Genomic DNA, 20,810 nt, shown 5'->3' with positions numbered 1-20,810 from the left:
AAGGCGGCGCGCCTCAGGCGGCCGTGCCGGGGATCCGCGGCGTGTCGACGCGCACGTCCCCGCACTGCGCCCGATGGCGCAGTGCATGGTCCATCAGCACGAGTGCGAGCATCGCCTCGGCGATCGGCGTGGCGCGAATGCCGACACAGGGATCGTGCCGGCCGAAGGTCTCCACCGTAGCGGGCGCGCCCGCCTTGTCGATCGACTGGCGCGGGGTGCGAATGCTGGAGGTGGGCTTGATCGCCAGCGACACGGTGACGTCCTGGCCAGTCGAAATGCCGCCCAGCACGCCGCCGGCGTTATTGCTGCGAAAGCCTTCCGGCGTCAGCTCGTCGCCGTGCACGCTGCCCCGCTGCGCCACGCAATCGAAGCCCGCGCCGATCTCCACGCCCTTGACGGCGTTGATGCCCATCATCGCGTGCGCGATATCGGCATCGAGCTTGTCGAACAACGGCTCGCCCAGGCCCACCGGCACATTGCTCGCGACCACCTCGATGCGCGCGCCGACCGAGTCGCCATCGCGGCGCAGCGCGTCCATATAGGTTTCCAGTTCCGGCACGATGTTGGCGTCGGCTGCGAAGAACGGGTTCTCGCCGACGTGCGCCCAGTCGGTGAACGGTACGGCGATCTCGCCCAGCTGCGACATATAGCCACGAATCTCGGTGCCGTACTGCTCGCGCAGCCATTTGCGCGCGACCGCGGCCGCCGCCACTACCGGAGCGGTCAGACGCGCCGACGATCGGCCGCCGCCGCGATAGTCGCGGATGCCGTACTTCTGCCAGTAGGTGTAGTCCGCGTGACCCGGCCGGAAGGTTTCGACGATATTGCCGTAGTCCTTGCTGCGCTGGTCGGTATTGCGGATCAGCAGGCAGATCGGCGTGCCGGTGGTCTTGCCCTCAAAGACGCCCGACAGGATCTCGACGGTATCCGGCTCCTTGCGCTGCGTCACATGGCGCGAGGTGCCCGGCTTGCGGCGGTCCAGGTCGGCCTGGATATCGGCTTCGGTCAGCGCCATCCCCGGCGGGCAGCCATCGACGACCGCCCCGATGGCCGGCCCATGCGACTCGCCGAAGGTGGTAACGGTAAAGAGCAGGCCGAGGGTATTGCCGGACATGATGGAAACCAGGCGGGAATGGAAACAGGCCCGTATTGTACGGCCAATGGTACGGCCTGTACGGTCAATCCGCCGGCGCGGCAGCCCAGCGGCAGCGCCGCGTCAGCGCAACTCGCCGCGCAACCCCTGCACCAGCTGCTGCAGATATTCCGGGCTGGCCCGCTCCGGTGCGATCGGTTCTCCCACCACCAGTTGCAGGCGGCTGAGGATGCCACGGCGGAATGGCCGTGTCATCGCCGCGCCGCCCTTGCGCGAGAAGAAGCTGCCCCACAGCCCGCGCAGGGCCATCGGCACCACCGGCACCGGCGTGCGCGCGACGATCCGCTGCACGCCCTGGCGGAACGGATTGATCTCCCCTGTCGCGGTGATCTTGCCTTCGGGAAACACGCACACCAGTTCGCCCGCCTCCAGCGCCAGCGCAACCTCGGCATAGGCGCGCTCCAGCATCGCCGCATCTTCATGCGCGGGGGCGATCGGGATGGCGCGCGCCTGGCGGAACAGCCACGACAGCACCGGAATGCGGAAGATGCGATGGTCCATCACGAAGCGCACAGGCCGGGGGCTGGCCGCCATCAGCACCACCGCATCGGCGAAGCTGACATGGTTGCAGACCAGCACCGCCGGTCCGCTCTCGGGAATGCGGTCGGCATGGATGCGTTCTAGCCGGTACACGGTATGCACCAGGATCCAGGCGACGAAGCGCAGCAGGAATTCCGGTACCAGCGAGTAGATATAGATCGCGACGGCGGCATTGAGCAGGCCCACCGCCAGGAACAGCTGCGGCAGGCTGAAGCCCGCCGCGGTCATTGCCATCGCGAGCAGCGCCGACGCGATCATGAAGAGGCTGTTCAGGATGTTGTTGGCCGCGATGATGCGGGCGCGGTGCGTCGGCGCACTGCGGCTCTGGATCAGCGCGTAGAGCGGCACGCTATAGAAGCCGCCGAACATTGCCAGCAGGAACAGATCGGCCAGCACGCGCCAGTGCCGCGCTTCGGCGAGAAAACCGGCCACGCCGGTCAGCTGCACCGCATTGCCGCCGCGGCTGGCGAAATACAGGTCCACCGCGAACACCGTCATGCCGATCGAACCGAACGGCACCAGCCCGACTTCCACGTGCCGGCCGGACAGCCGCTCGCACAGCAGCGAGCCCACGCCGATTCCGACCGAGAACACGGCCAGCAGCAGCGTCACCACGTTCTGGTCGCCGCCCAGCACGGTCTTGGCGAAGGCGAAGAACGACGTCAGGAAGGTCGCGCCGAGAAACCACAGCCAGGAAATGCCAAGCAGGCTCAGGAACACGGTGCGGCTCTCTGCCGCCAGCCGCAGGTTGCGCCAGGTCTCGGTGAACGGATTCCAGTTGATGCGCAACTGCGGCTGCGGTGCGGGGGACTGCGGCACGCGCGATGCCGTCACCCGCCCGGCGATGGCCAGCACCACGCAGGCGGCGCCGACCCAGACCGGTCCCCCCAGCGCCCCGCCCCCTTCCAGGCTGGCAAGCTCGCCGCCGACCAGGGTGCCGAGCAGGATGGCGACGAAGGTGCCCATCTCGACGAGGCCATTGCCGCCCACCAGCTCCGTCTCGTGCAGGTGTTGCGGCAGGTAGGCGTACTTGACCGGTCCGAACAGCGTCGAATGCAGCCCCATCAGGAAGGTGGCGACATAGAGCAGCGGCGCGCTGTACAGCGCGAAACCGGCCAGGCCGACCAGCATGATGGCGATTTCCAGCGTCTTGACCAGCCGGATCAGCCGCGACTTCTCGAACTTGTCGGCGAGCTGGCCACTGGTGGCCGAGAACAGCACGAACGGCGCGATGAAGATCGCAGAGATCAGGAAGGCCGCGCTTTGCCCGTCCACCCCGGCAAAGCGCGCGGTCTGGTAGGTGACCAACGAGGTGAAGGCGACCTTGAAGACATTGTCGTTCATCGCCCCCAGGAACTGGGTCCAGAAGAACGGGGCGAAGCGGCGCTCGCGCAGCAGGCGATACTGGCTGGAAGAGTCAGGACGGGACATGGGATCGGGACGCACGGGGAGCGGCGCGTGCGGGCGGAAGCGCCCAGGCGCACCGGCGCGCCCTGCCGGCAAGATGCAGCGGCAGGCAAGCGCAGACGGACGTGACGGGACTGCCAGGGACCGCGTTGCCGGCAGCCTGCCGTCTTCAGCTGGCCTTTTCTTCCGGCCAGTCGCGGATATACGCCTTGAGCATGCGGTTCTCGAAGCTCTGCTCCTCGACCACCGCCTTGGCGACGTCATAGAACGAAATCACGCCCATCAACGTGCGGCTGTCCAGTACCGGCATATAACGGGCATGCCGCTCCAGCATCATGCGCCGGACTTCGTTGACATCGGTTTCGGGCGTGCAGGTCAGCGGCGCGTCGTCCATCACCTTGCGGATGGTGGCGGTGCCGACATTGCCGGCGTTGGCCGCCAGCGTCTGGATGATCTCGCGGAAGGTCAGCATGCCGACCAGGTCGCCGAACTCCATCACCACCAGCGAGCCGATGTCGTGCTCGGCCATGGTGCTGACGGCCTCCAGTAGTGACGTATCCGGCTTGACGGTATAGAGCGTATTGCCCTTGATCTGCAGGATGTCGCTGACTTTCATGGTCGTCTCCGCTGGATGATGCGCCCCGGGCGGGCCGGCTCGGGCTGCGCATCCGGTTCGGCCCGGCGCTCGCCAGGCGCTTGCAGTATAAGCCCGCAGTGACAGCGGGCGCAGCGCCCGGTACCTTGTGCCGGGGCTGCAATTTGCGCGATGCTAGCCGAAAGCGGGCGGCCAAGTAAAGCCGCTGGCCGGCGCGGCGCCCCGCCCGCATGCCAGGGGAACCTCGACGGCAAACCTCGGCAGCAAACCTCAGCAGCAAAGACGCAGTACCGAACGCAGCCCCCCGGGGCGCTGCCGGCACGCCTGTCGCCGTGCGCGCCGGGATGGCACCTGACTGGAACCGCCATGTCCGACAATCGCTTCGATCCTCGCTTCGACACCCTCGCGCTGCATGCCGGCGCGGCGCCCGACCCCGCCACCGGGGCGCGCGCCACGCCGATCCACCTGACCACCTCGTTCGTGTTCCGCGACAGCGAACATGCCGCCTCGCTGTTCAACCTGGAGCGCGCGGGGCACGTCTACTCCCGCATCTCCAACCCCACCGTGGCCGTGTTCGAGGAACGCATCGCCGCGCTGGAGGCAGGCGTGGGCGCCATCGCCACTGCATCGGGACAGGCCGCGCTGCATCTGGCCATCGCCACGCTGATGGGCGCGGGCGGGCATATCGTCGCCTCCGCCGCGCTGTACGGCGGCTCGCACAATCTGCTGCACTACACGCTGCGCCGCTTCGGCATCGAGACCACCTTCGTGCCGGCGCGGGACATCGATGCCTGGCGCGCCGCGATCCGGCCCGAAACCCGGCTGCTGTTCGGCGAGACGCTGGGCAATCCCGGGCTGGACGTGCTCGACATCCCCACGCTCGCACAGCTGGCCGGCGAGCACCGGCTGCCGCTGCTGGTCGACTCCACCTTCACCACGCCCTGGCTGATGCAGCCCTTCGAGCATGGCGCTGCGCTGCTCTATCACTCGGCCACCAAATTCCTCGGCGGCCATGGCACCACCATCGGCGGCGTACTAGTCGAAGGCGGCACCTTCGACTTCGATGCGTCCGGCCGCTTTCCGGAACTGTCGGAGCCGTACGGCGGCTTTCACGACATGGTCTTTACCGAGGAGAGCCCGGTCGCGCCGTTCCTGCTGAGGGCAAGACGCGAGGGCTTGCGCGACTTCGGCGCCTGCATGAATCCGATGGCGGCGTGGCAACTGCTGCAGGGCATCGAGACCCTGCCGCTGCGGATGGCCCGCCATATCGACAACACCCGCCGGATCGTCAGCTTCCTGGCGGGCCACCCGATGGTGGAGTCGGTCGGCTATCCGGAACTGGAGAGCCACCCCGACCACGCGCTCGCCAAACGCCTGCTGCCGCGCGGCTGTGGCGCGGTGTTCAGCTTCAACCTGAAGGGCAACCGCGTGGCCGGCCAGCGGTTCATCGAGAGCCTTGCGCTGTTCTCGCATCTGGCCAATGTCGGCGACGCACGCTCGCTGGTGATTCACCCCGCCTCGACCACCCACTTCCGCATGGATGCGGACGCCCTGCGCGCAGCCGGGATCGCCGAAGGCACCATCCGGCTGTCGATCGGGCTGGAGGACCCCGACGATCTGATCGACGATCTCAAGCGAGGCCTGAAGGCCGCGCAGAAGTCCATGGACAAGGGAGGAAACGCCTGATGCAGCTCGACATCGACGGCCGCCGCGCCTACGCCTATACCGGCGGCAAACCCTTCGATCCCACCCTGCCCTGCGTGCTGCTGATCCACGGCGCGCAGAACGACCACAGTGTCTGGGGGCTGCAATCGCGCTGGTTCGCGCATCACGGCTTTTCCGTGCTGGCCGTGGACCTGCCGGGCCACAACCGCAGCGAAGGCGCGCCGCTGCCCACCGTCGAGCAGATGGCCGACTGGGCGATGGCGCTTGCGGACGCGGCGAAGGCGCAGGGACCGGTACTGGTGTTCGGCCACAGCATGGGGTCGCTGATCGCGCTCGAATGCGCGGCACGCCATGCCGAGCGGGTACGCGGCATCGGCATGCTCGCCACCGCCTTTCCGATGAAGGTGTCCGACGCGCTGCTGGAGGCCGCCCGCGAACGCGAGGACGAGGCCATCGCGATGGTGAATGCGTGGTCGCATTCCAGCCTCGCCAACAAGCCGTCGTCGCCGGGACCGGGCTTCTGGATGCAGGGGGTCAACCGCCGGCTGATGGAACGGGTCAGCGCGCGCCACCCGCAGGCGCAGGTCTTTCACAACGACTTCCAGGCCTGCAACGCCTACACCCACGGCGAACAGGCCGCGGCCAGCGTGTCGTGCCCGGCGCTGGTGCTGTCGGGCAGCAAGGACATGATGACGCCGGCCCGCTCGGCGCGCGCCCTCGCCGCGCGGATGAAGCAAGCCACGCTGGTGGAAGTGCCATCCGGCCACAACCTGATGGGCGAGCAGCCGGATGCGGTACTGGATGCGATGGCGGGATTTGCGCGGCGGGTGGTGGCCGGTGCTGGGGCCGGCTGAAGACCAACCCCTCTCCCCTTGAAGGGGCGAGGGGCAAAACCGGCCGAATACCCGGCGCTACGGGGTTCGCTCCCCTCTCCCGCACGGGAGAGAGCCCGGGGGAGAGGACATCGAGCGCTGGCATCCCTGCAGGCGCTAGACCTGCCCGTGCCACCCCGGCGGCACCACCTCCAGCGTGCGCCGGCGCGGCTCGTCGGCCGGCGCCGCCTGCTCGAAGATCTCCGCCAGGCTCTGGTCCAGCAGCGGATTCTCCAGCACCCGCCGCAACGCCTCCGCGCCCTGCAGTTGCTGCGCCAGCGAGGTGCGCGGCAACCGCGCCAGGTTGAGCACCAGCCGGTCGTGCAGCAGGCGCAGCGGCACGCGCGCCGGATCGCAGATCAGCGCCCAGTGCACCTGCCCCCGATCGCGCTGCAGGCGGCCAATCAGATGCATCGACTGGAGCCGGGCCAGCAGATCCGACAGATAGTCGGCCTCGACCCGCAGCCGCCGTCCAAGGTCCAGCTCGCCGACACTGCGCGGCGATTGCGCCTGCGCCCGGTACAGGACATAGAGCACGCCCAGCGCATCGTAGAACTCGCTGCCGGCGAAGGTGCGGCGGCGCCAGTAGCCGCGGCGGACCACCGGAAGATTGGCCGCGATGGTGGCGCCGAGCAGCGTGACCAGCCAGCTCAGGTAGATCCACAGCAGGAAGATCGGCAGCGCCGCGAAAGTGCCATAGACCGCGGTATAGGTTGGGAAGCGCGTGACGAAATGCCCGAAGCCGCGCTTGGAAAACTCGAAGGCGAGCGCCGCGATCAGGCCGGCGATGGCGGCATCGCGCCATTCGACGTAGGCGTTCGGCACCGTGGTGTACAGCAGCGTGAACGCGAACGCCGACAGCAGGACCGGCGCCAGGCTGACGGCGAGGTTGATGCCGAGCGACAGGTTGCCGACGTAGCCGGCCGAGACCGAGATCAGGTACGAGCTGATCGACAGGCTGCCGCCGATCAGCACCGGCCCGCAGGTCAGCACCGCCCAGAACACCAGCACCCGCTGCGCGAACCGCCGCTTCTGCCGCACCCGCCAGATCGCGTTCAGGGCGTCCTCGACGGTCAGCATGGTCAGCACCGCGGTCAGCATCAGGCCGATCAGGCCCACCGCGGTCAAGCCCTTCGCATTGCGCGCGAACTGCCCCAGATACCCGGTGATCATGTCGGTCAGGTTGCCGGGAATCAGGTTGCTGAAGAGGAAGCGTTCGATGGCGGCGCGGAAGTCGCCGAACATCGGGAACGCGGCCAGCAGCGCAAACGCGACCGTCAGCACCGGCACCACCGACAGCACGGTGGTGAAGGTGAGGCTGGCCGCGACCTGCGGCAGCCTGTCCTCGGCGGCACGACGGCGCGCGTAGCGCAGCAGCGCCCGCAGTTTCTGCAGGTTCCATTCGCGCCGCAAGCGGACGAGGCGCGAGAGAGGCGAGGCGGCGGACATGGGTGCTGCTGGCTCCAGAAGCGTGGCAATCAACCGGACGGTGCGGCGGGCGTCAGACCGGCGCAGGCGTTGACGCAGCGCTTGCGCCGAGCGCATGCCGGCGGGGAAGGCCTGCGTGGCGGCGGCGGCACCGGCCGATATGCGGCAAGCGATGAGGCCGCCACTATAATACGACGTTCCCCCTGTCGGCCTCGGGGTACCATCATCCGGCTATCCGCCACTGTCCACTTCCACATGCCCGACGTACTCGTTCTCTATTACAGCCGACACGGCAGCACACGCAAGCTGGCCGAACTGATCGCCAGCGGTATCGAGCGGGTCCCCGGCGTGCAGGCCCGGCTGCGCACCGTGCCGCCGGTTTCCACGGTATGCGAGGCGACCGCCCCGGACATTCCCGACGAGGGCCCGCCCTATGTCGAGTTGCGCGACCTGCACGAGTGCATCGGCCTGGCCCTGGGCAGCCCGACCCGCTTCGGCAACATGGCCGCGCCGATGAAGTACTTCCTGGATGGCACCATCGCGGAGTGGCTGGGCGGCACGCTGACCGGCAAACCCGCCTGCGTATTCACCTCGACCGGCAGCCTGCACGGGGGACAGGAGGCGACGCTGCTGTCGATGATGCTGCCGCTGCTGCATCACGGCATGCTGGTCCTCGGCCTGCCCTACGGCAACACGCCGTTGATGACGACCAGCGGGGGCGGCACGCCCTACGGCCCCAGCCATCATGCGGGCGGCGACAATGCCCGCGCGGTCAGCGACGACGAGGCCACCATGGCGATCGCCATGGGTCAGCGCCTGGCGGAAACCGCGCTACGGCTCAGCGTCGCCCCCGCTGCCGCCGCGCGCTGAAGGGGCAGCGCATGCGCGTCCCGGACGTCCCCGATGCCGAACTGGCGCGGCGCAGCGACGCCGACCTGCACAACTCCCTGCTCTACCGCACCGGCCTGGCAAGCTGGCTCGCGCTGATCGCGCTGGCCGTCGCCTGGGAGTGGTTTCTGGCCCCGCTGCGCCCGGGCGGGTCGTGGCTGCTGCTCAAGGCGCTGCCCTTGCTGCTGCCCCTGCGCGGGCTGTTCGCGCGCGACCGCTACACCATGCAGTGGTCGACCATGCTGATCCTGCTGTATTTCACCGAAGGCGTGGTGCGCGGCGCGAGCGACCGCGCACCGTCGTCGCTGCTGGCATGGGTCGAAGTCGCATTGACGCTGTGTTACTTCTTCGCCATCATTTTCTATCTCCGCCCGTACAAGCGCCGGGCGCGTGCCAGGTCGAAACCGAGCAGCGGGCCGGCATGAACCGCACCGCCGCACCGTGCCTTCCCCATCCGCGCCCAACCCACCCACGAGCAAGGTCATGAGCAACGCCGCATCCGATTCCCGCCTGCAGTCCTTTCTCTCGCTGTGCCGCGCCGCCCTCGGTCCCACCCATGTGCTGACCGAACCCGGCGACAAGGCGCCGTACCTGATCGACTGGCGCCGCCGCTTCACCGGCGATGCCGTGGCCGTGCTGTTGCCCGGCTCGACGGAAGAGGTGGCCGCGGCGGTCAAGGCCTGCCACGCCCACCAGCTCGCCATCGTGCCGCAAGGGGGCAATACCGGGCTTTGCGGCGGTGCGACGCCCGACCACGTGACCCCATCGGTGGTGCTGTCGCTGAAGCGGCTGAACCGCATCCGCCAGGTCGATCCGCTGAACAACACCATCACCGTCGAAGCCGGCGTGATCCTGCAGCAGATCCAGGAAGCCGCGCGCGAGCAGGACCGCCTGTTCCCGCTGAGCCTGGCGGCGGAAGGCAGCTGCACCATCGGCGGCAACCTGTCGACCAACGCCGGCGGCACCGCGGTGCTGCGCTATGGCAACACCCGCGAACTGTGTCTCGGACTCGAAGTGGTGACGCCCTCGGGGGAGATCTGGAACGGGCTGCGCGGGTTGCGCAAGGACAATACCGGCTACGATCTGCGCGATCTGTTCATCGGCGCGGAAGGCACGCTCGGGATCATCACCGCCGCGGTGATGAAGCTGTACCCCGCCCCCCGCGCCCGCGTCACCGCGCTGGCCGCCGTCGCCGATCCGCGTGCCGCGCTGAAGCTGCTGGAAACGGCGCAGCAGCATGCCGGCCCGATGCTGACCGGATTCGAGCTGATGTCGAACATCTGCCTGTCGCTGGTGACCCATCACTACCCGCAGATGCGCTATCCATTCGCCGAGCAGCACGATCAGGTCGTGCTGCTGGAGCTGTCGGACAACGAGAGCGAGGCACATGCGCGCAATACCTTCGAGACACTGATGGAAGCCGCCTTCGAAGCGGGCATCGTGCTCGATGCCGTGGTGGCCGAGTCGGTGCAGCAATCGCGCGACTTCTGGAATCTGCGCGAGCACATTCCGCTGGCGCAGGCCGACGAAGGCAAGAACATCAAGCACGATATCGCCGTGCCGATCTCGCGCATCGCCGACTTCATCGAGACCACCGACGCCAGGATCGCGGCGGCCTTCCCCGGCGTGCGAATGATCACCTTCGGTCATCTGGGCGACGGCAACCTGCACTACAACGTCTCGCCGCCATTGGGCCAGGACCACGACGCCTTTCTCGCCAACGAGGACGCCATCAAGCACATCGTCCACGACAGCGTCGACGCGCACGGGGGCTCGATTTCCGCCGAACACGGCCTGGGGCAGCTCAAGCGCGAGGAGAACAAGCGCTACAAGAGCGAGGTCGAGATCGCGCTGATGACGTCGATCAAGCAGGCGCTCGATCCGATGGGGCTGATGAACCCGGGCAAGGTCGTCTGAGCAGGGCAGGCCCCGGCCGTTCTCTCACTCGGTCCCGACGCCGGCCGCCGGCTGGGCGACCGTCTCGGGCTCGCTCGATGCCAAGGCCTCCCACAGCGCCTGCAGGAAGGCCCGTTTGCGTGCCTCGGGCAGCGCATCGCCACACGCCTGCAGGCGGTCTATCACAGCGGTGTCGCGTGCAAGTCCACGCAACGCTGGCATCGCACGGACGACGCGGCTGACGATGGTGGCCATCGACCCTGGCCCATCCGGGTCAGGACTCCCCTCGCCCTCCGTCGGCAACGCTACGCACGCCCGCACGATCGCCACTCCGCCTTCGGTTCGGTCGAATCCCGGGCGATGGTGCAAGGTCGACGCCATGGCGGCCAGCAACAGCGGCTGGTAACGAGGGGACAGGGAGTCCACGCGTTCCACCAGTCTGGTAAAGGTCCGCTGCGATCCCGCGCTGTATGCCTCCAGCAGGATGCGGATGGATTCCGCCATCGACGGCGGCGTCGTGACGGGCATTTGCAGCAGGCTGGCCATCAGAGCGACGCGCGATTCTTGCGGTAGCTGCGGCAGATGAATCGCCAACGCGAGCACCAGTGCAGCCGGCGCATTCTGCAGCCGAGCCGGTAACGTCTGCAGGCGAAACGCCAGAGCCTGGTCGTTCGCGTCATTGCATGACAGGCCCTGTTCCAGCACACTGCCGGCCAGCAGCAGCAACTGCGGCGACTGCCGCTGCCGGGGATTTGACAGCCACTGCGCCATGCACTCGAGCAAGATGACCGCCGCGTCCGGCCTGAGACTCGAGTGGCATGCGCTCAGGCTGGCGATGCAGTCAAGCAAGCCCGCTGCGACTGTCCTGTCGTCACCCTCTCGATTGCAGGCGCACATCAATCTGGCGGCGAAATCGACCAGCGGCTTGTCCCTGACGACTCGCGTCGTCTCCACCGTTTGCCAGGCTTGCATCTCCAGTTGTAGCCGCGGCAACGGTGGCGCCTCGGCTTGCTCCGATCGTGCAGACGCCGCGAACGGTGCCACCGCGGCGATGAGGTCCTTCCCGTTGTCCGGCACCGAGCAGATGGTGCTGACCACACGGCGCAATGCATCGGCCGAGCAACGACGCAGCCGACCGGCAAGCCGTTGCAACGGTTCGCTCCCGCTCGCCGCTTCGATCGCTTCCTGCGCGCCGGTGGGGCGTTCAGGCGCGTCGACTGCCGCTGTCGGCGGCATCGTCGTCGGCGTGGTGGCAGCCTCGACCGCAGGCGTGCACGGCGGAATGGGCGGCGGCATGGCGACGCTGCGCTCGACCCGGCTGGCGCGGCCCCGCGGGCGCGTTGCCGGGACAGGCGAGTCTGGCGAAACTTGCTCGGGCGCGGGACCATCCGCCTGCATTTCCCGCCCCGATGTCCCGGGCGATGCCTCTCCGTCCCGGTCGGCGTGCACCAGCTGGCTGATTCTGCCATTCCGCGGTTGGAACGACGGCCGTCGGGATGACGCGGCTACCTGCACCGCTTCTCGCACCGCTTCTTGCACCGCTTCTTGCACCGCCTCCCGCGCCGGTACAGGCGCTGGCCCGCTTTCGGCATTGCTCGGCCAAGGCTGTACCGCGGCTGGCCCCGCCATCCTGCCGGCGGCGGAAGTCGCCGTATGGCCGGTGCTGCTGGCCCGGCACCCCAGCTCTGTGTACACGTCCGTGGTATCGTCGATGGACAGCTTCCAGCACTGCCCTCCCTGCAGGCGGAACAGGGAACGAATCAGGTACGCGAACTTCTCGAAGACACTGGCCGACGCCGGCGGCCGCTCGCAGGATGCATAGATCCCGTTTCCCGCCGACGAAAAAAACCGGACCGAGTAGCCTCGCCACTGCCGATAGCCCTCATGCATGGGGTGCAAATTGTCTGGCAGTGAACCGCAACAGCGGGAGAAGAGACGACGGGCGAGACCAGCGGCAAGCGGAAAGCAGGATGACACAGGCATGAACGGACAGGTGAATGATTCCGGAAAGCCCAATGTTTGCGCATTTGGCCCCACGCTGGCGGTGTCAAATGGGTTTCGATTTTCGTATCTGCACCAGATGCAGCGTGCAGGTGCGACAAAAGCAAAAAAACCCGCAGCTGTGCCGCGGGTCCGTTTGTCCCACCCTTGCGGGCGGGCTGTCGCTACGGTCGCCCTGCCCTATCAGTCCAGCTTGAAGGTGCGCACCACGCTGGCCAGTCGTCCGGCCTGATCCTGCAGCGTGGCAGCGGCGGCCGTGGACTGCTCCACCAGCGCAGCGTTCTGCTGCACCATCTGGTCCAGCTGACCGACCGCCGCGTTCACTTCCTGGATGCCACGCGTCTGCTCCTGCGCGGCATGCAGGATTTCGGAGATGACCGAGGTCACGCGTCCGACGTTGCCGACAATCTCGCGCATGGTCTCGCCGCTGTGCTGTACCTGCTGCGACCCGGTGTTCACGCTGCTCACGGTCGATTCGATCAGCGTCTTGATCTCCTTGGCCGCCTGCGAGCTGCGCTGTGCCAGTGCACGCACCTCGCCTGCCACCACCGCGAAGCCGCGGCCCTGCTCGCCGGCACGGGCCGCTTCCACTGCCGCGTTCAGCGCGAGGATATTGGTCTGGAACGCGATGCCGTCGATCACACCGGTGATGTCCGATACCTTGACCGCGGCCTGCTCGACCTCGCTCATCGTCGTCACGGCGGCGCTGATCGAACTGCCACCCGTGGTCGCCACCCGCTGTGCCTCGCTGGCCGAGCGTTCCGCCGCGCGGGCGGACGCTTCGGACTGTCCGACCGTCGCGGTAATCTGCTCCATCGACGCCGCGGTTTCCTCCAGGCTGGCCGCGGCCGATTCGGTGCGGCGCGACAGGTCGGCGTTGCCCTCGGCAATCTCGTTGGCCGCCACGTGCACCGATTCGCTGGTCTCGCGAATCTGCCGCATCACGCGCACCAGCTTGTCGGCGAAGGTATTGAAGGCGGCGGCGATCTGCGCCACCTCGTCCTTGCCCTGCGCCGGCAGCCGGCGCGTCAGGTCGCCGTCACCGCTGCCGATCGCCGCCATCGCATCGCGGATCAACGACAGACGACGGAACGACACCGCCGTCACGGCGGCCATGATCAGCGCAGCGGCAATCGCCACCACCACCAGCGAGATCACCGAGGCGATCAGCACGGAACGCATGCCGGCCGTCGCTTCGGCCTTGTCCAGTGCCAGCACCGCCATCCAGTCCGTGCCCGGGATCGCCGTCACGCCGAGCAGCTTGGCCTCCTCGCCGACCGACACTTCCAGCGGCGAGCTCGCGTCGATCTGTGCCGCCAGCTTGTCGCCGTCCAGGCCGGGAATCAGATCGCCGATCGGCTTGAGCATCAGCTTGTCGTCGCCATGCGCGACGATCTGGCCGCTGCGGGAGACCAGGATGCCAAAGCTGGCAGGCGTCGGATGGATCGAACGCACGTTCTCCACCACGCCTTCCATCTGCACGTTGCCGCCGACCACCGCCCGCAGGCTGCCGTCGCGGATGATCGGCACGGCGAAGGTCACCACCATCTTGCCGGTGCTCGCCGATACGTAGGGCGGCGTGACGATGGGCTTGCCGGCGGCGGACGCCTGCTTGAACCAGGGCCGGCTGGTGGGATCGAAACCCGGCTTCACCCCTTCCGGGTTGGAAAAGTGATGGCGCTTGTCCGGAAAGCCGACAAACGTATTCAGGAAACCGCCGGCATTCGAGACGAGTTTCAGCAAGGGAACCGGATCGTCCTGCATGACGGCGTCCTGCATGGCGGCCATGCTCTGGGTATGCGCCGCCACCCACTCCGCAATGGCCTGCACATGCCCCGACTGTACCGCCCTCAGGTTGTTGACGATGGCCTCGTCATTGTGGGCGCGGGCCACCACGTGATTGACGACGGCGTTGGCGGCAAGCGCCACGATGACGATGGCCACAGACAGCGCAACGATGCGCGCGCGGAGCGAAGAAAGCATGGAAGGTCCCTCGTGCTGAACCGAATGCAGTTGACGGATGCATCGGATTTACGGCGTAGGAATGAGGGCCTTGAGTAGGGATAAACACCGCTCTGCCAGATGTGCTTTTACAGGCGCTATTTATAAGGGCACCGACGCGCAAAAATGGCGTTCGAATTACTTTTAGAAAGGAAAGGAAAGCCGAGCATCGCATCAGGATTTACCCGGCCGCGGGATAACCCGGAAAAAGGAACCGCCCTCGGATCAGGCGGGCCGGCTGGCAGCCGTGGTACGCACGTTCAAACTGGATTAAGGGGAAGCGCGCCGCCTTCGCATCTCACCCGTTGTGACATTGCTCACGATCTCGCGCATGGTTTCACCGCTGCCCTGAAGCTGCGATCTGATCTGCTCCGAACCGTATGGCCGAGCCCGACCATGGGCCATCATTGTGCTGTTGACTGCCCCCGTTGGTCCTTCGCACGGGCCGGCTGTCCGTCCGCAAGGCGGGCCGCGGCCGCCTCGATATGCCGCCGCATCGCACGCTCGGCGCTAGCGGGCTTGCCAGCGGCGATCGCCTCATAGATCGCCCGGTGCTCGCGCTGCGCTTCCTCGGTCATGCCCCGGTGCGCACTGTGCAACCGCGATGTGGCAATGGCTGTGGCAAAACGCCCGCCGAGGAAATCCATGAACATCCGGTACTGCGAGTTGCCGGTGGCCTGCGCGACCACCGCGTGAAAGGCCAGGTCTGCCCCGCTGCCATCGGTGCCGTTGCGCACCGCGTCCTCCATCGCATCCAGGCAGCGCTTGAGCTGCGCCAGTTGTGGCTTGCTGCGACGCTGGGCCGCCAACCCCGCCGCGGTAATCTCCACGCCCAGCCGCAATTCGGCCAGTTCGAGGATCTGCGCGATCTGCTCGGCCTGCCCAGCGCCGTCGATGGCAAAGCGAAAGCTCGTGGCGGCGCTGGCGGGCAGCACATAGGTGCCCCTGCCCTGCCGTACGTCCAGCAGCCCTTCCGCCTTCAGCCGGGCAATCGCTTCGCGCAGGACCGTGCGGCTGACGCCATAGCGTTCGCACAGCGCCGGCTCGATCGGCAGGCGCGTGCCGGGCGGCAGACTGCCGTTGCGAATCTGCGCGGAAAGCGTGGCGTAGACGCGTTCGGGAAGGGAGAGCGAAGGCGGCTGCATGGGCAACGAGGCGTCGGTGGAATTGGCGGGCAGGAAAACGTGAAGCATATCCGCTCGCGCGCGGTGGCTGTTACTGTAACATCATACGTATGATGAATCCCCTGGATCGCCGCAGCCGCATGCCTGCCTTGCCCACCACCGTCATTCCCGCCGCGCGGCCTTCGTCTGCCGCCGCGATCGCCCCGGTACTGCCGCCCGAGCCCACCGCGCAGGCGTACCGGTCGTTTCTCGATGCACTGCGCGCCAGCGGATTCCGCGGCGAGATCTCGGTGCGCCATGCCGACCGCACCGTACTGGCCACCGACAATTCGATCTACCAGCGCCTGCCGCAGGCGGCCGTCTTCCCCCGCGACGCCGCCGACGTGCAGGTCCTGGCGCGGGTGGCCGGCGAACCGGCGCACCGCGCCATCGCGCTGGCGCCGCGCGGCGGCGGCACCGGCACCAACGGGCAGTCGCTGACCGACGGGATCGTGGTAGATATGTCGCGCCACATGAATGCCATCCTCGCCATCGATCCGGCCGCCCGCCGGGTACGTGTGCAGGGCGGCGTGGTCAAGGACCAGCTTAACGCCGCGCTGAAGCCGCACGGCCTGTTTTTCGCGCCGGAGCTGTCGACCAGCAACCGCGCGACCATTGGCGGCATGATCAATACCGATGCCAGCGGCCAGGGCAGTTGCACCTATGGCAAGACGCGCGACCACGTGCTGGCGCTCGATTGCGTGCTGCTCGGCGGGGAGCGCTTCGAAAGCCGGCCGCTGAGCGAGGAGGATCTGCACAGCGCGCTGGAGCAGCCCGGCCGCATCGGCGACGCCTACCGCTGTGCGGCACGGATCGAGCAAACCCGGCGCGAGCAGATCGCGGCGCGCTTTCCCAGGCTCAACCGCTGCCTGACCGGCTACGACCTGGCCCATCTGCGCGAGCCCGATGGGCGCTTCAACCTGAACAGCGTGCTGTGCGGTGCCGAGGGAACGCTCGCCTTCGTGGTGGAGGCCGAGCTGAACGTGCTGCCGATCCCACGGCATTCCGTGCTGGTCAACGTGCGCTACGCCGGCTTCATGGACGCGCTGCGCGACGCCCAAGCGTTGATGGCGCATCGGCCGCTGTCGATCGAGACCGTCGATTCCACCGTGTTGATGCTGGCGATGAAGGACATCGTCTGGACCGGCGTGGCGCAGTACTTCCCGCAAGGCGACGCCCAGCCGCCCACGCGTGGCATCAACCTGATCGAGTTCAGCGGCGACGACGCCGACGAACTCGATGCGCGCGTCGCCGCCTTCGTCGCCCATCTGCAGCAGGACAACAGCGTGATGCGCCTGGGCCATACCATCGCGCGCGGCCAGAAGGCGGTGGAACAGGTCTACGCGATGCGCAAGCGCGCCGTCGGCCTGCTGGGCAACGTGCAGGGCGAAGCGCGCCCGCAACCGTTCGTCGAGGACACCGCGGTGCCGCCGGAGAACCTGGCCGACTACATCGCCGAGTTCCGCGCGCTGCTGGACAGCCACGGCCTTCGCTATGGCATGTTCGGCCACGTCGACGCTGGCGTGCTGCACGTCCGGCCCGCGCTGGACATGAAGGACCCGGCCCAGGCGGCGATGATCCGCACCATCTCCGATGGCGTGGCCGAACTGACGCAGCGCTACGGTGGCCTGCTGTGGGGCGAGCACGGCAAGGGCGTTCGCAGCGAGTACGCACCGAAGTTCTTCGGCCCGCTCTATCCCGCCCTGCAGGAACTGAAGGCGGCGTTCGATCCCTACAACCAGCTCAACCCCGGCAAGATCGCCACGCCCGCCACCGTGCCCCAGGCCCCGTTGCTGAGGATCGACGAAGTGCCGATGCGAGGGGATGCGGACCGGACCATCGACGAGCGCGTCTGGCAAAGCTACGGCACCGCGATGCACTGCAACGGCAATGGCGCCTGCTACAACTTCGATCCTGATGATGCGATGTGTCCGTCGTGGAAGGGCACGCGCGAGCGCCGCCACTCTCCCAAGGGGCGCGCCTCCCTGATGCGCGAATGGCTGCGCCTGCAGCAGGCGGCCGGCGTGGACGTGCTGCGGCCGGTCCAGACCGGCGCAGTGGCCGCGCTGCGCAGCCTGCCGACGCGCTGGCGCAATACGCGCCGCGACCGGGAGGACTTTTCCCATGAAGTCTACGAAGCCATGGCGGGCTGCCTGTCCTGCAAGAGCTGCGCGGGGCAATGCCCTGTCAAGGTCAGCGTGCCGGAGTTTCGCGCGCGGTTCCTCGAGCGATATCACAGCCGCTATGCGCGGCCGTTGAAGGACTACCTGATTGGCTCGCTGGAAACCACCCTGCCCTGGCTCGCGCGCATGCCGCGCGCCTACAACGCGGCGATGTCCTCCCCGCTGGTGCGCCGCGCGCTGCAACGCCACGCCGGCATGGTCGACAGTCCCTTGCTCAGCCGCTTCGATCTCGGTGCGCTGCGCCGCCGGCTGGACGTGCGCGACGCCAGCCCGGAAGGCCTGGCCGCGCTATCCGACGCGCAGCGATCCCGCAGCGTGGTGCTGGTACAGGATGCCTTCACCCGCTGGTTCGACACACCGGTGTTCGCAGCCCTGGTGGAGCTGGCGGTGCGGCTGGGCTATACCGTGTGGCTGGCGCCCTTCCGGCCCAACGGCAAGCCGCTGCAGGTGCAGGGCTTCCTGCAGCCCTTTGCCCGTGCCGCGCGTCGCAACGCGGCCATGCTGAAGGCGCTCGCCGCGAGCGGCATTCCGATGGTGGGCCTGGACCCTGCCATGACGCTGGTGTACCGGCAGGAATACGCGAAGACCGATGGCGCGACCGATTGCCCGCCGGTATTGCTGCCGCAGGAATGGCTGATGCAGGCCTGGCCGCACGCGCAAGCGAAGGCCGATCCCGCGCTCCCCACCTATCGGCTGCTCTCCCATTGCACCGAGAAGACGACCTCCCCCGCCACCGCCGCGCTATGGCCGGCGCTGTTCGCCCGCGCCGGGCTTCGGCTGCTCCCACAGGCGACCGGCTGCTGCGGCATGTCCGGCACCTACGGGCACGAAGCGCGCAATGTGGCAACCTCCCGCGTGATCTATGGCCAAAGCTGGGAGCCGCTGATGCAGCAAGCCGATGACGAAGGTGGCGAATGGCTGGCGACCGGCTATTCGTGCCGCAGCCAGGTGAAGCGATTCTCGGACAAGAGATTGCGGCATCCAATCGAGGTCCTGCTTGCGCACCTCGGGACGGAAACGAAGGATGCGGCTCCCCGTGAGCGGAACCAGCACGAGGGCTCTACCGCATGACGAGCAGGCGTTGCCGCAGGTCGTGCCTCGCTTCCTCCGGCACGATGTAGAGGCTTTCCTCGATGACAGCGAGCATGACGCGCCGCTCGGCTTCCACCAGGGACCGGGCGGTCGCCAGAAGGAAGTCGGCTATCTCCCCATTGCACGGGGTCCACCACCAGGCGGGCACGGCTCGCAGAAAGGACTTCATCACTTCCAGCAGGGCCGGGGCGTCGTAGCGACAGGGCCGCTCGGCTGGCGGCAAGGCAAGGAAGGCGTGCAATACCGCAGCGGCAGCAGGCACGCGCTCGTCCTCCGGCAGGTTCCACACCGATGCCAAGATGCATTGCAGCACGGGATAACGCTCCCTGGACTGCAGTCGCTGACAGGACCGGATCGCGACGCGTATCGTCGCTGCGTCCCGCGCTGCCAGGACAATTTGCAGACAACGCCCGGCTTCCCGCAGCGCCGGCGGCAAGTCCTGCACCATCGCCTCGGCATGTCGGAGCAGCGGCCCGTCTTCGCTTACGGCGACCCGGGTCGCCACCACGACGTGTGCGAACTGCAATGCCGCAGCCGCCTCTGGCGACGGCAGGGACGATGGTTCGACGAGCAGCGCTTCCTGTCCCGGCTCGCCGGTCAGTGTCAATCGCAGGCAGACAGCGATCGCCAGCTCGAGCCGCGCAGCCCAGGGCTGCAGCAGCGGGCTGGTGGGCGGATCCACGCGGAACCAATGCGCGATGGCTTGCCAGATGGCCCGCGCGTGCTCGAGGGGCTCGTCGTCGTCGATATGGTGCACCCAGACCTCCAGCAGCCAGGTGATGATGCGCGCTTCCCACCTGGAATCGATGGCCTGCCGCAGCAGCGCAACCCGCTCCGCCAGCGACACGGGTTCGGAGGATCGCTCGATTGCTGCCAGCATCTGCGCAATCCTGGCCGGCACGAGCCCAGCGATGGGCGCCATGCCAACACGCGTCTCACGGTCTCCGGTCTGCATGCAGATGACGTGCAACTGCTCGGCATAACCGAGCGCAACCTGGCTTCGCACCTCCACCGAAAGCCGGCCAAGCCTCTCCAGCACTGCATCATGCAGGAAGTCAACGCCGCCTTGCCGGTATAGCGCGAACGCGATTGCCGCGGCGATACTCCACGCCCGTGGTACCGCCAGGCGCGTCTTCATCAGTGCCCTCGGCGACAGGCGCACGAGCACGTCGAGCAGCTCCAGTGCCGGTGCGGAGTTGCAGGGGAACCGCGCCAGGCTCACCGCCATCGCGTGCAGCGCCACCACCTTTTCGGCGTCTCGGATGGGAGCGTCGCTGACCGTCTTGAGCAAGGCGCGGAAGTGCGCCTCGTCTTTCACCAGCGTGCCGCGTTCCCAGTACAGGGCCGGCAGAAGCAGCAATGCGGAGTAGCGACGGAAGATGCCGTGCATCTGCCGGCTCGCTCGCGAAATGCGCAGGAGATCGTGAAGCCCCAGGCGTCGCACCACCCTCCAAAGACATTCCACGGGCAACTGGACAAGTTGCAGGCCGGGCATCCTGCCCGGGAATCGCCCACTGCACGACACAGGACTGCCGGGCCTCGGCTTCGGCGACGCGCTCACCGCAGGGGCGGGCAGGCCCCTGCGGCGCCGCAGGACGGCGAGAAGCGCGTGTGCCTCGCCGCACTCTCGCTCCGACAACCGCCACCGGCTTCCACCGGGCCGCCCGAACAGCGATCGCAGCAGATAAAGGAAGCGCTGCCATAACGTCAGCGACGGGGGGCGCCCCGACTGCACCGCCTCGACATCGCCACTCGGCGTCGCGACGAGGGTCACCCGGTACCCTTTCCATGGGATGGTCCCCTCATGCAGGGGCAATTCCGGAACTACCTTGCGCGGGGAGAAGCAGGACAGCGGAGAGAAGAGGCGATCGGGCATGTTCAGTTCGGCAATTCGAACAGTTCAAACCCGTCATCATTCAATCTGCA

The 20,810-nt window shown here is 67.6% G+C and carries 14 protein-coding genes; 6 read left to right on the top strand and 8 right to left on the bottom strand.

All coding sequences use genetic code 11. The features are described 5' to 3' along the window. Positions 1-13: 13 nt before the first annotated feature. From aroC to K6V06_RS17410, 3 genes are all read right to left on the bottom strand, one after another. Positions 14-1,114, bottom strand: coding sequence for a chorismate synthase (aroC, locus tag K6V06_RS17420; protein WP_222245389.1), 1,101 nt, complete (start codon positions 1,112-1,114; stop codon positions 14-16). Between the two features lie 102 nt (positions 1,115-1,216). Then, positions 1,217-3,124: an MFS transporter gene (locus tag K6V06_RS17415; protein WP_222245388.1), complete on the bottom strand. Its 1,908-nt coding sequence runs from the start codon at positions 3,122-3,124 to the stop codon at positions 1,217-1,219. 145 nt (positions 3,125-3,269) lie between these two features. Then, positions 3,270-3,716, bottom strand: coding sequence for a CBS domain-containing protein (locus tag K6V06_RS17410; protein WP_222245387.1), 447 nt, complete (start codon positions 3,714-3,716; stop codon positions 3,270-3,272). Between the two features lie 345 nt (positions 3,717-4,061). Here K6V06_RS17410 and K6V06_RS17405 point away from each other — a divergent pair, with 345 nt between their 5' ends. Beyond that, on the top strand, positions 4,062-5,381 hold the full coding sequence (locus tag K6V06_RS17405) for an O-acetylhomoserine aminocarboxypropyltransferase (protein ID WP_222245386.1): 1,320 nt from the start codon (positions 4,062-4,064) through the stop codon (positions 5,379-5,381). Further along, a complete protein-coding gene (locus K6V06_RS17400; protein ID WP_222245385.1) occupies positions 5,381-6,214 on the top strand; it encodes an alpha/beta fold hydrolase in 834 nt (277 codons plus the stop codon). Before K6V06_RS17405 ends, K6V06_RS17400 begins: the two co-directional genes overlap by 1 nt. A gap of 135 nt (positions 6,215-6,349) precedes the next feature. Here the strand turns inward: K6V06_RS17400 and K6V06_RS17395 are convergent, their stop codons facing one another. Next, positions 6,350-7,681, bottom strand: coding sequence for a YihY family inner membrane protein (locus K6V06_RS17395; protein ID WP_222245384.1), 1,332 nt, complete (start codon positions 7,679-7,681; stop codon positions 6,350-6,352). Positions 7,682-7,915: 234 nt separating this feature from the next. On the opposite strand from K6V06_RS17395, the gene wrbA reads away from it, so the two are divergent. From wrbA to K6V06_RS17380, 3 genes are read left to right on the top strand one after another with little or no spacing between them, the layout of a single operon-like run. After that, positions 7,916-8,530 carry an NAD(P)H:quinone oxidoreductase gene (gene wrbA, locus K6V06_RS17390; RefSeq protein ID WP_222245383.1) on the top strand — a complete coding sequence of 205 codons (615 nt, stop codon included), beginning with the start codon at positions 7,916-7,918 and terminating at the stop codon, positions 8,528-8,530. Positions 8,531-8,541: 11 nt separating this feature from the next. Next, positions 8,542-8,973 (top strand): DUF2069 domain-containing protein, encoded by a 432-nt coding sequence (locus K6V06_RS17385; RefSeq protein ID WP_222245382.1) that lies wholly within the window; start codon positions 8,542-8,544, stop codon positions 8,971-8,973. A gap of 58 nt (positions 8,974-9,031) precedes the next feature. Next, positions 9,032-10,465 (top strand): FAD-binding oxidoreductase, encoded by a 1,434-nt coding sequence (locus K6V06_RS17380; protein ID WP_222245381.1) that lies wholly within the window; start codon positions 9,032-9,034, stop codon positions 10,463-10,465. Positions 10,466-10,489: 24 nt separating this feature from the next. On the opposite strand, the gene K6V06_RS17375 is transcribed toward K6V06_RS17380, so the two are convergent. From K6V06_RS17375 to K6V06_RS17365, 3 genes are all read right to left on the bottom strand, one after another. After that, positions 10,490-12,334: a hypothetical protein gene (locus tag K6V06_RS17375; protein ID WP_222245380.1), complete on the bottom strand. Its 1,845-nt coding sequence runs from the start codon at positions 12,332-12,334 to the stop codon at positions 10,490-10,492. A gap of 294 nt (positions 12,335-12,628) precedes the next feature. After that, the gene (locus K6V06_RS17370) at positions 12,629-14,428 is read right to left on the bottom strand and encodes a methyl-accepting chemotaxis protein (protein WP_222245379.1); all 1,800 of its coding nucleotides are present in this window, start codon (positions 14,426-14,428) and stop codon (positions 12,629-12,631) included. A gap of 422 nt (positions 14,429-14,850) precedes the next feature. Continuing rightward, complete coding sequence (locus K6V06_RS17365) at positions 14,851-15,639, bottom strand: FadR/GntR family transcriptional regulator (RefSeq protein ID WP_222245378.1); 789 nt, start codon at positions 15,637-15,639, stop codon at positions 14,851-14,853. Between the two features lie 71 nt (positions 15,640-15,710). Here K6V06_RS17365 and K6V06_RS17360 point away from each other — a divergent pair, with 71 nt between their 5' ends. Then, positions 15,711-18,863: an FAD-binding and (Fe-S)-binding domain-containing protein gene (locus tag K6V06_RS17360; protein WP_222245415.1), complete on the top strand. Its 3,153-nt coding sequence runs from the start codon at positions 15,711-15,713 to the stop codon at positions 18,861-18,863. Here K6V06_RS17360 and K6V06_RS17355 read toward each other — a convergent pair. Further along, positions 18,853-20,274 carry a hypothetical protein gene (locus K6V06_RS17355; protein WP_222245377.1) on the bottom strand — a complete coding sequence of 474 codons (1,422 nt, stop codon included), beginning with the start codon at positions 20,272-20,274 and terminating at the stop codon, positions 18,853-18,855. The two genes, K6V06_RS17360 and K6V06_RS17355, sit on opposite strands and share 11 nt — an antisense overlap. Positions 20,275-20,810: the final 536 nt, after the last annotated feature.

The organism is Cupriavidus sp. AU9028 (genome assembly GCF_019795295.1).
Classification (GTDB): Bacteria; Pseudomonadota; Gammaproteobacteria; order Burkholderiales; family Burkholderiaceae; genus Cupriavidus.
This window is presented reverse-complemented; position numbering and strand designations above follow the sequence as displayed.

Coding starts and splice junctions, on each gene's coding strand:
- aroC (WP_222245389.1), bottom strand. CDS start 1,114: ATGTCCGGCAATACCCTCGGCCTGCTCTTTACCGTTACCACCTTCGGC.
- K6V06_RS17415 (WP_222245388.1), bottom strand. CDS start 3,124: ATGTCCCGTCCTGACTCTTCCAGCCAGTATCGCCTGCTGCGCGAGCGC.
- K6V06_RS17410 (WP_222245387.1), bottom strand. CDS start 3,716: ATGAAAGTCAGCGACATCCTGCAGATCAAGGGCAATACGCTCTATACC.
- K6V06_RS17405 (WP_222245386.1), top strand. CDS start 4,062: ATGTCCGACAATCGCTTCGATCCTCGCTTCGACACCCTCGCGCTGCAT.
- K6V06_RS17400 (WP_222245385.1), top strand. CDS start 5,381: ATGCAGCTCGACATCGACGGCCGCCGCGCCTACGCCTATACCGGCGGC.
- K6V06_RS17395 (WP_222245384.1), bottom strand. CDS start 7,681: ATGTCCGCCGCCTCGCCTCTCTCGCGCCTCGTCCGCTTGCGGCGCGAA.
- wrbA (WP_222245383.1), top strand. CDS start 7,916: ATGCCCGACGTACTCGTTCTCTATTACAGCCGACACGGCAGCACACGC.
- K6V06_RS17385 (WP_222245382.1), top strand. CDS start 8,542: ATGCGCGTCCCGGACGTCCCCGATGCCGAACTGGCGCGGCGCAGCGAC.
- K6V06_RS17380 (WP_222245381.1), top strand. CDS start 9,032: ATGAGCAACGCCGCATCCGATTCCCGCCTGCAGTCCTTTCTCTCGCTG.
- K6V06_RS17375 (WP_222245380.1), bottom strand. CDS start 12,334: ATGCATGAGGGCTATCGGCAGTGGCGAGGCTACTCGGTCCGGTTTTTT.
- K6V06_RS17370 (WP_222245379.1), bottom strand. CDS start 14,428: ATGCTTTCTTCGCTCCGCGCGCGCATCGTTGCGCTGTCTGTGGCCATC.
- K6V06_RS17365 (WP_222245378.1), bottom strand. CDS start 15,639: ATGCTTCACGTTTTCCTGCCCGCCAATTCCACCGACGCCTCGTTGCCC.
- K6V06_RS17360 (WP_222245415.1), top strand. CDS start 15,711: ATGCCTGCCTTGCCCACCACCGTCATTCCCGCCGCGCGGCCTTCGTCT.
- K6V06_RS17355 (WP_222245377.1), bottom strand. CDS start 20,274: ATGCACGGCATCTTCCGTCGCTACTCCGCATTGCTGCTTCTGCCGGCC.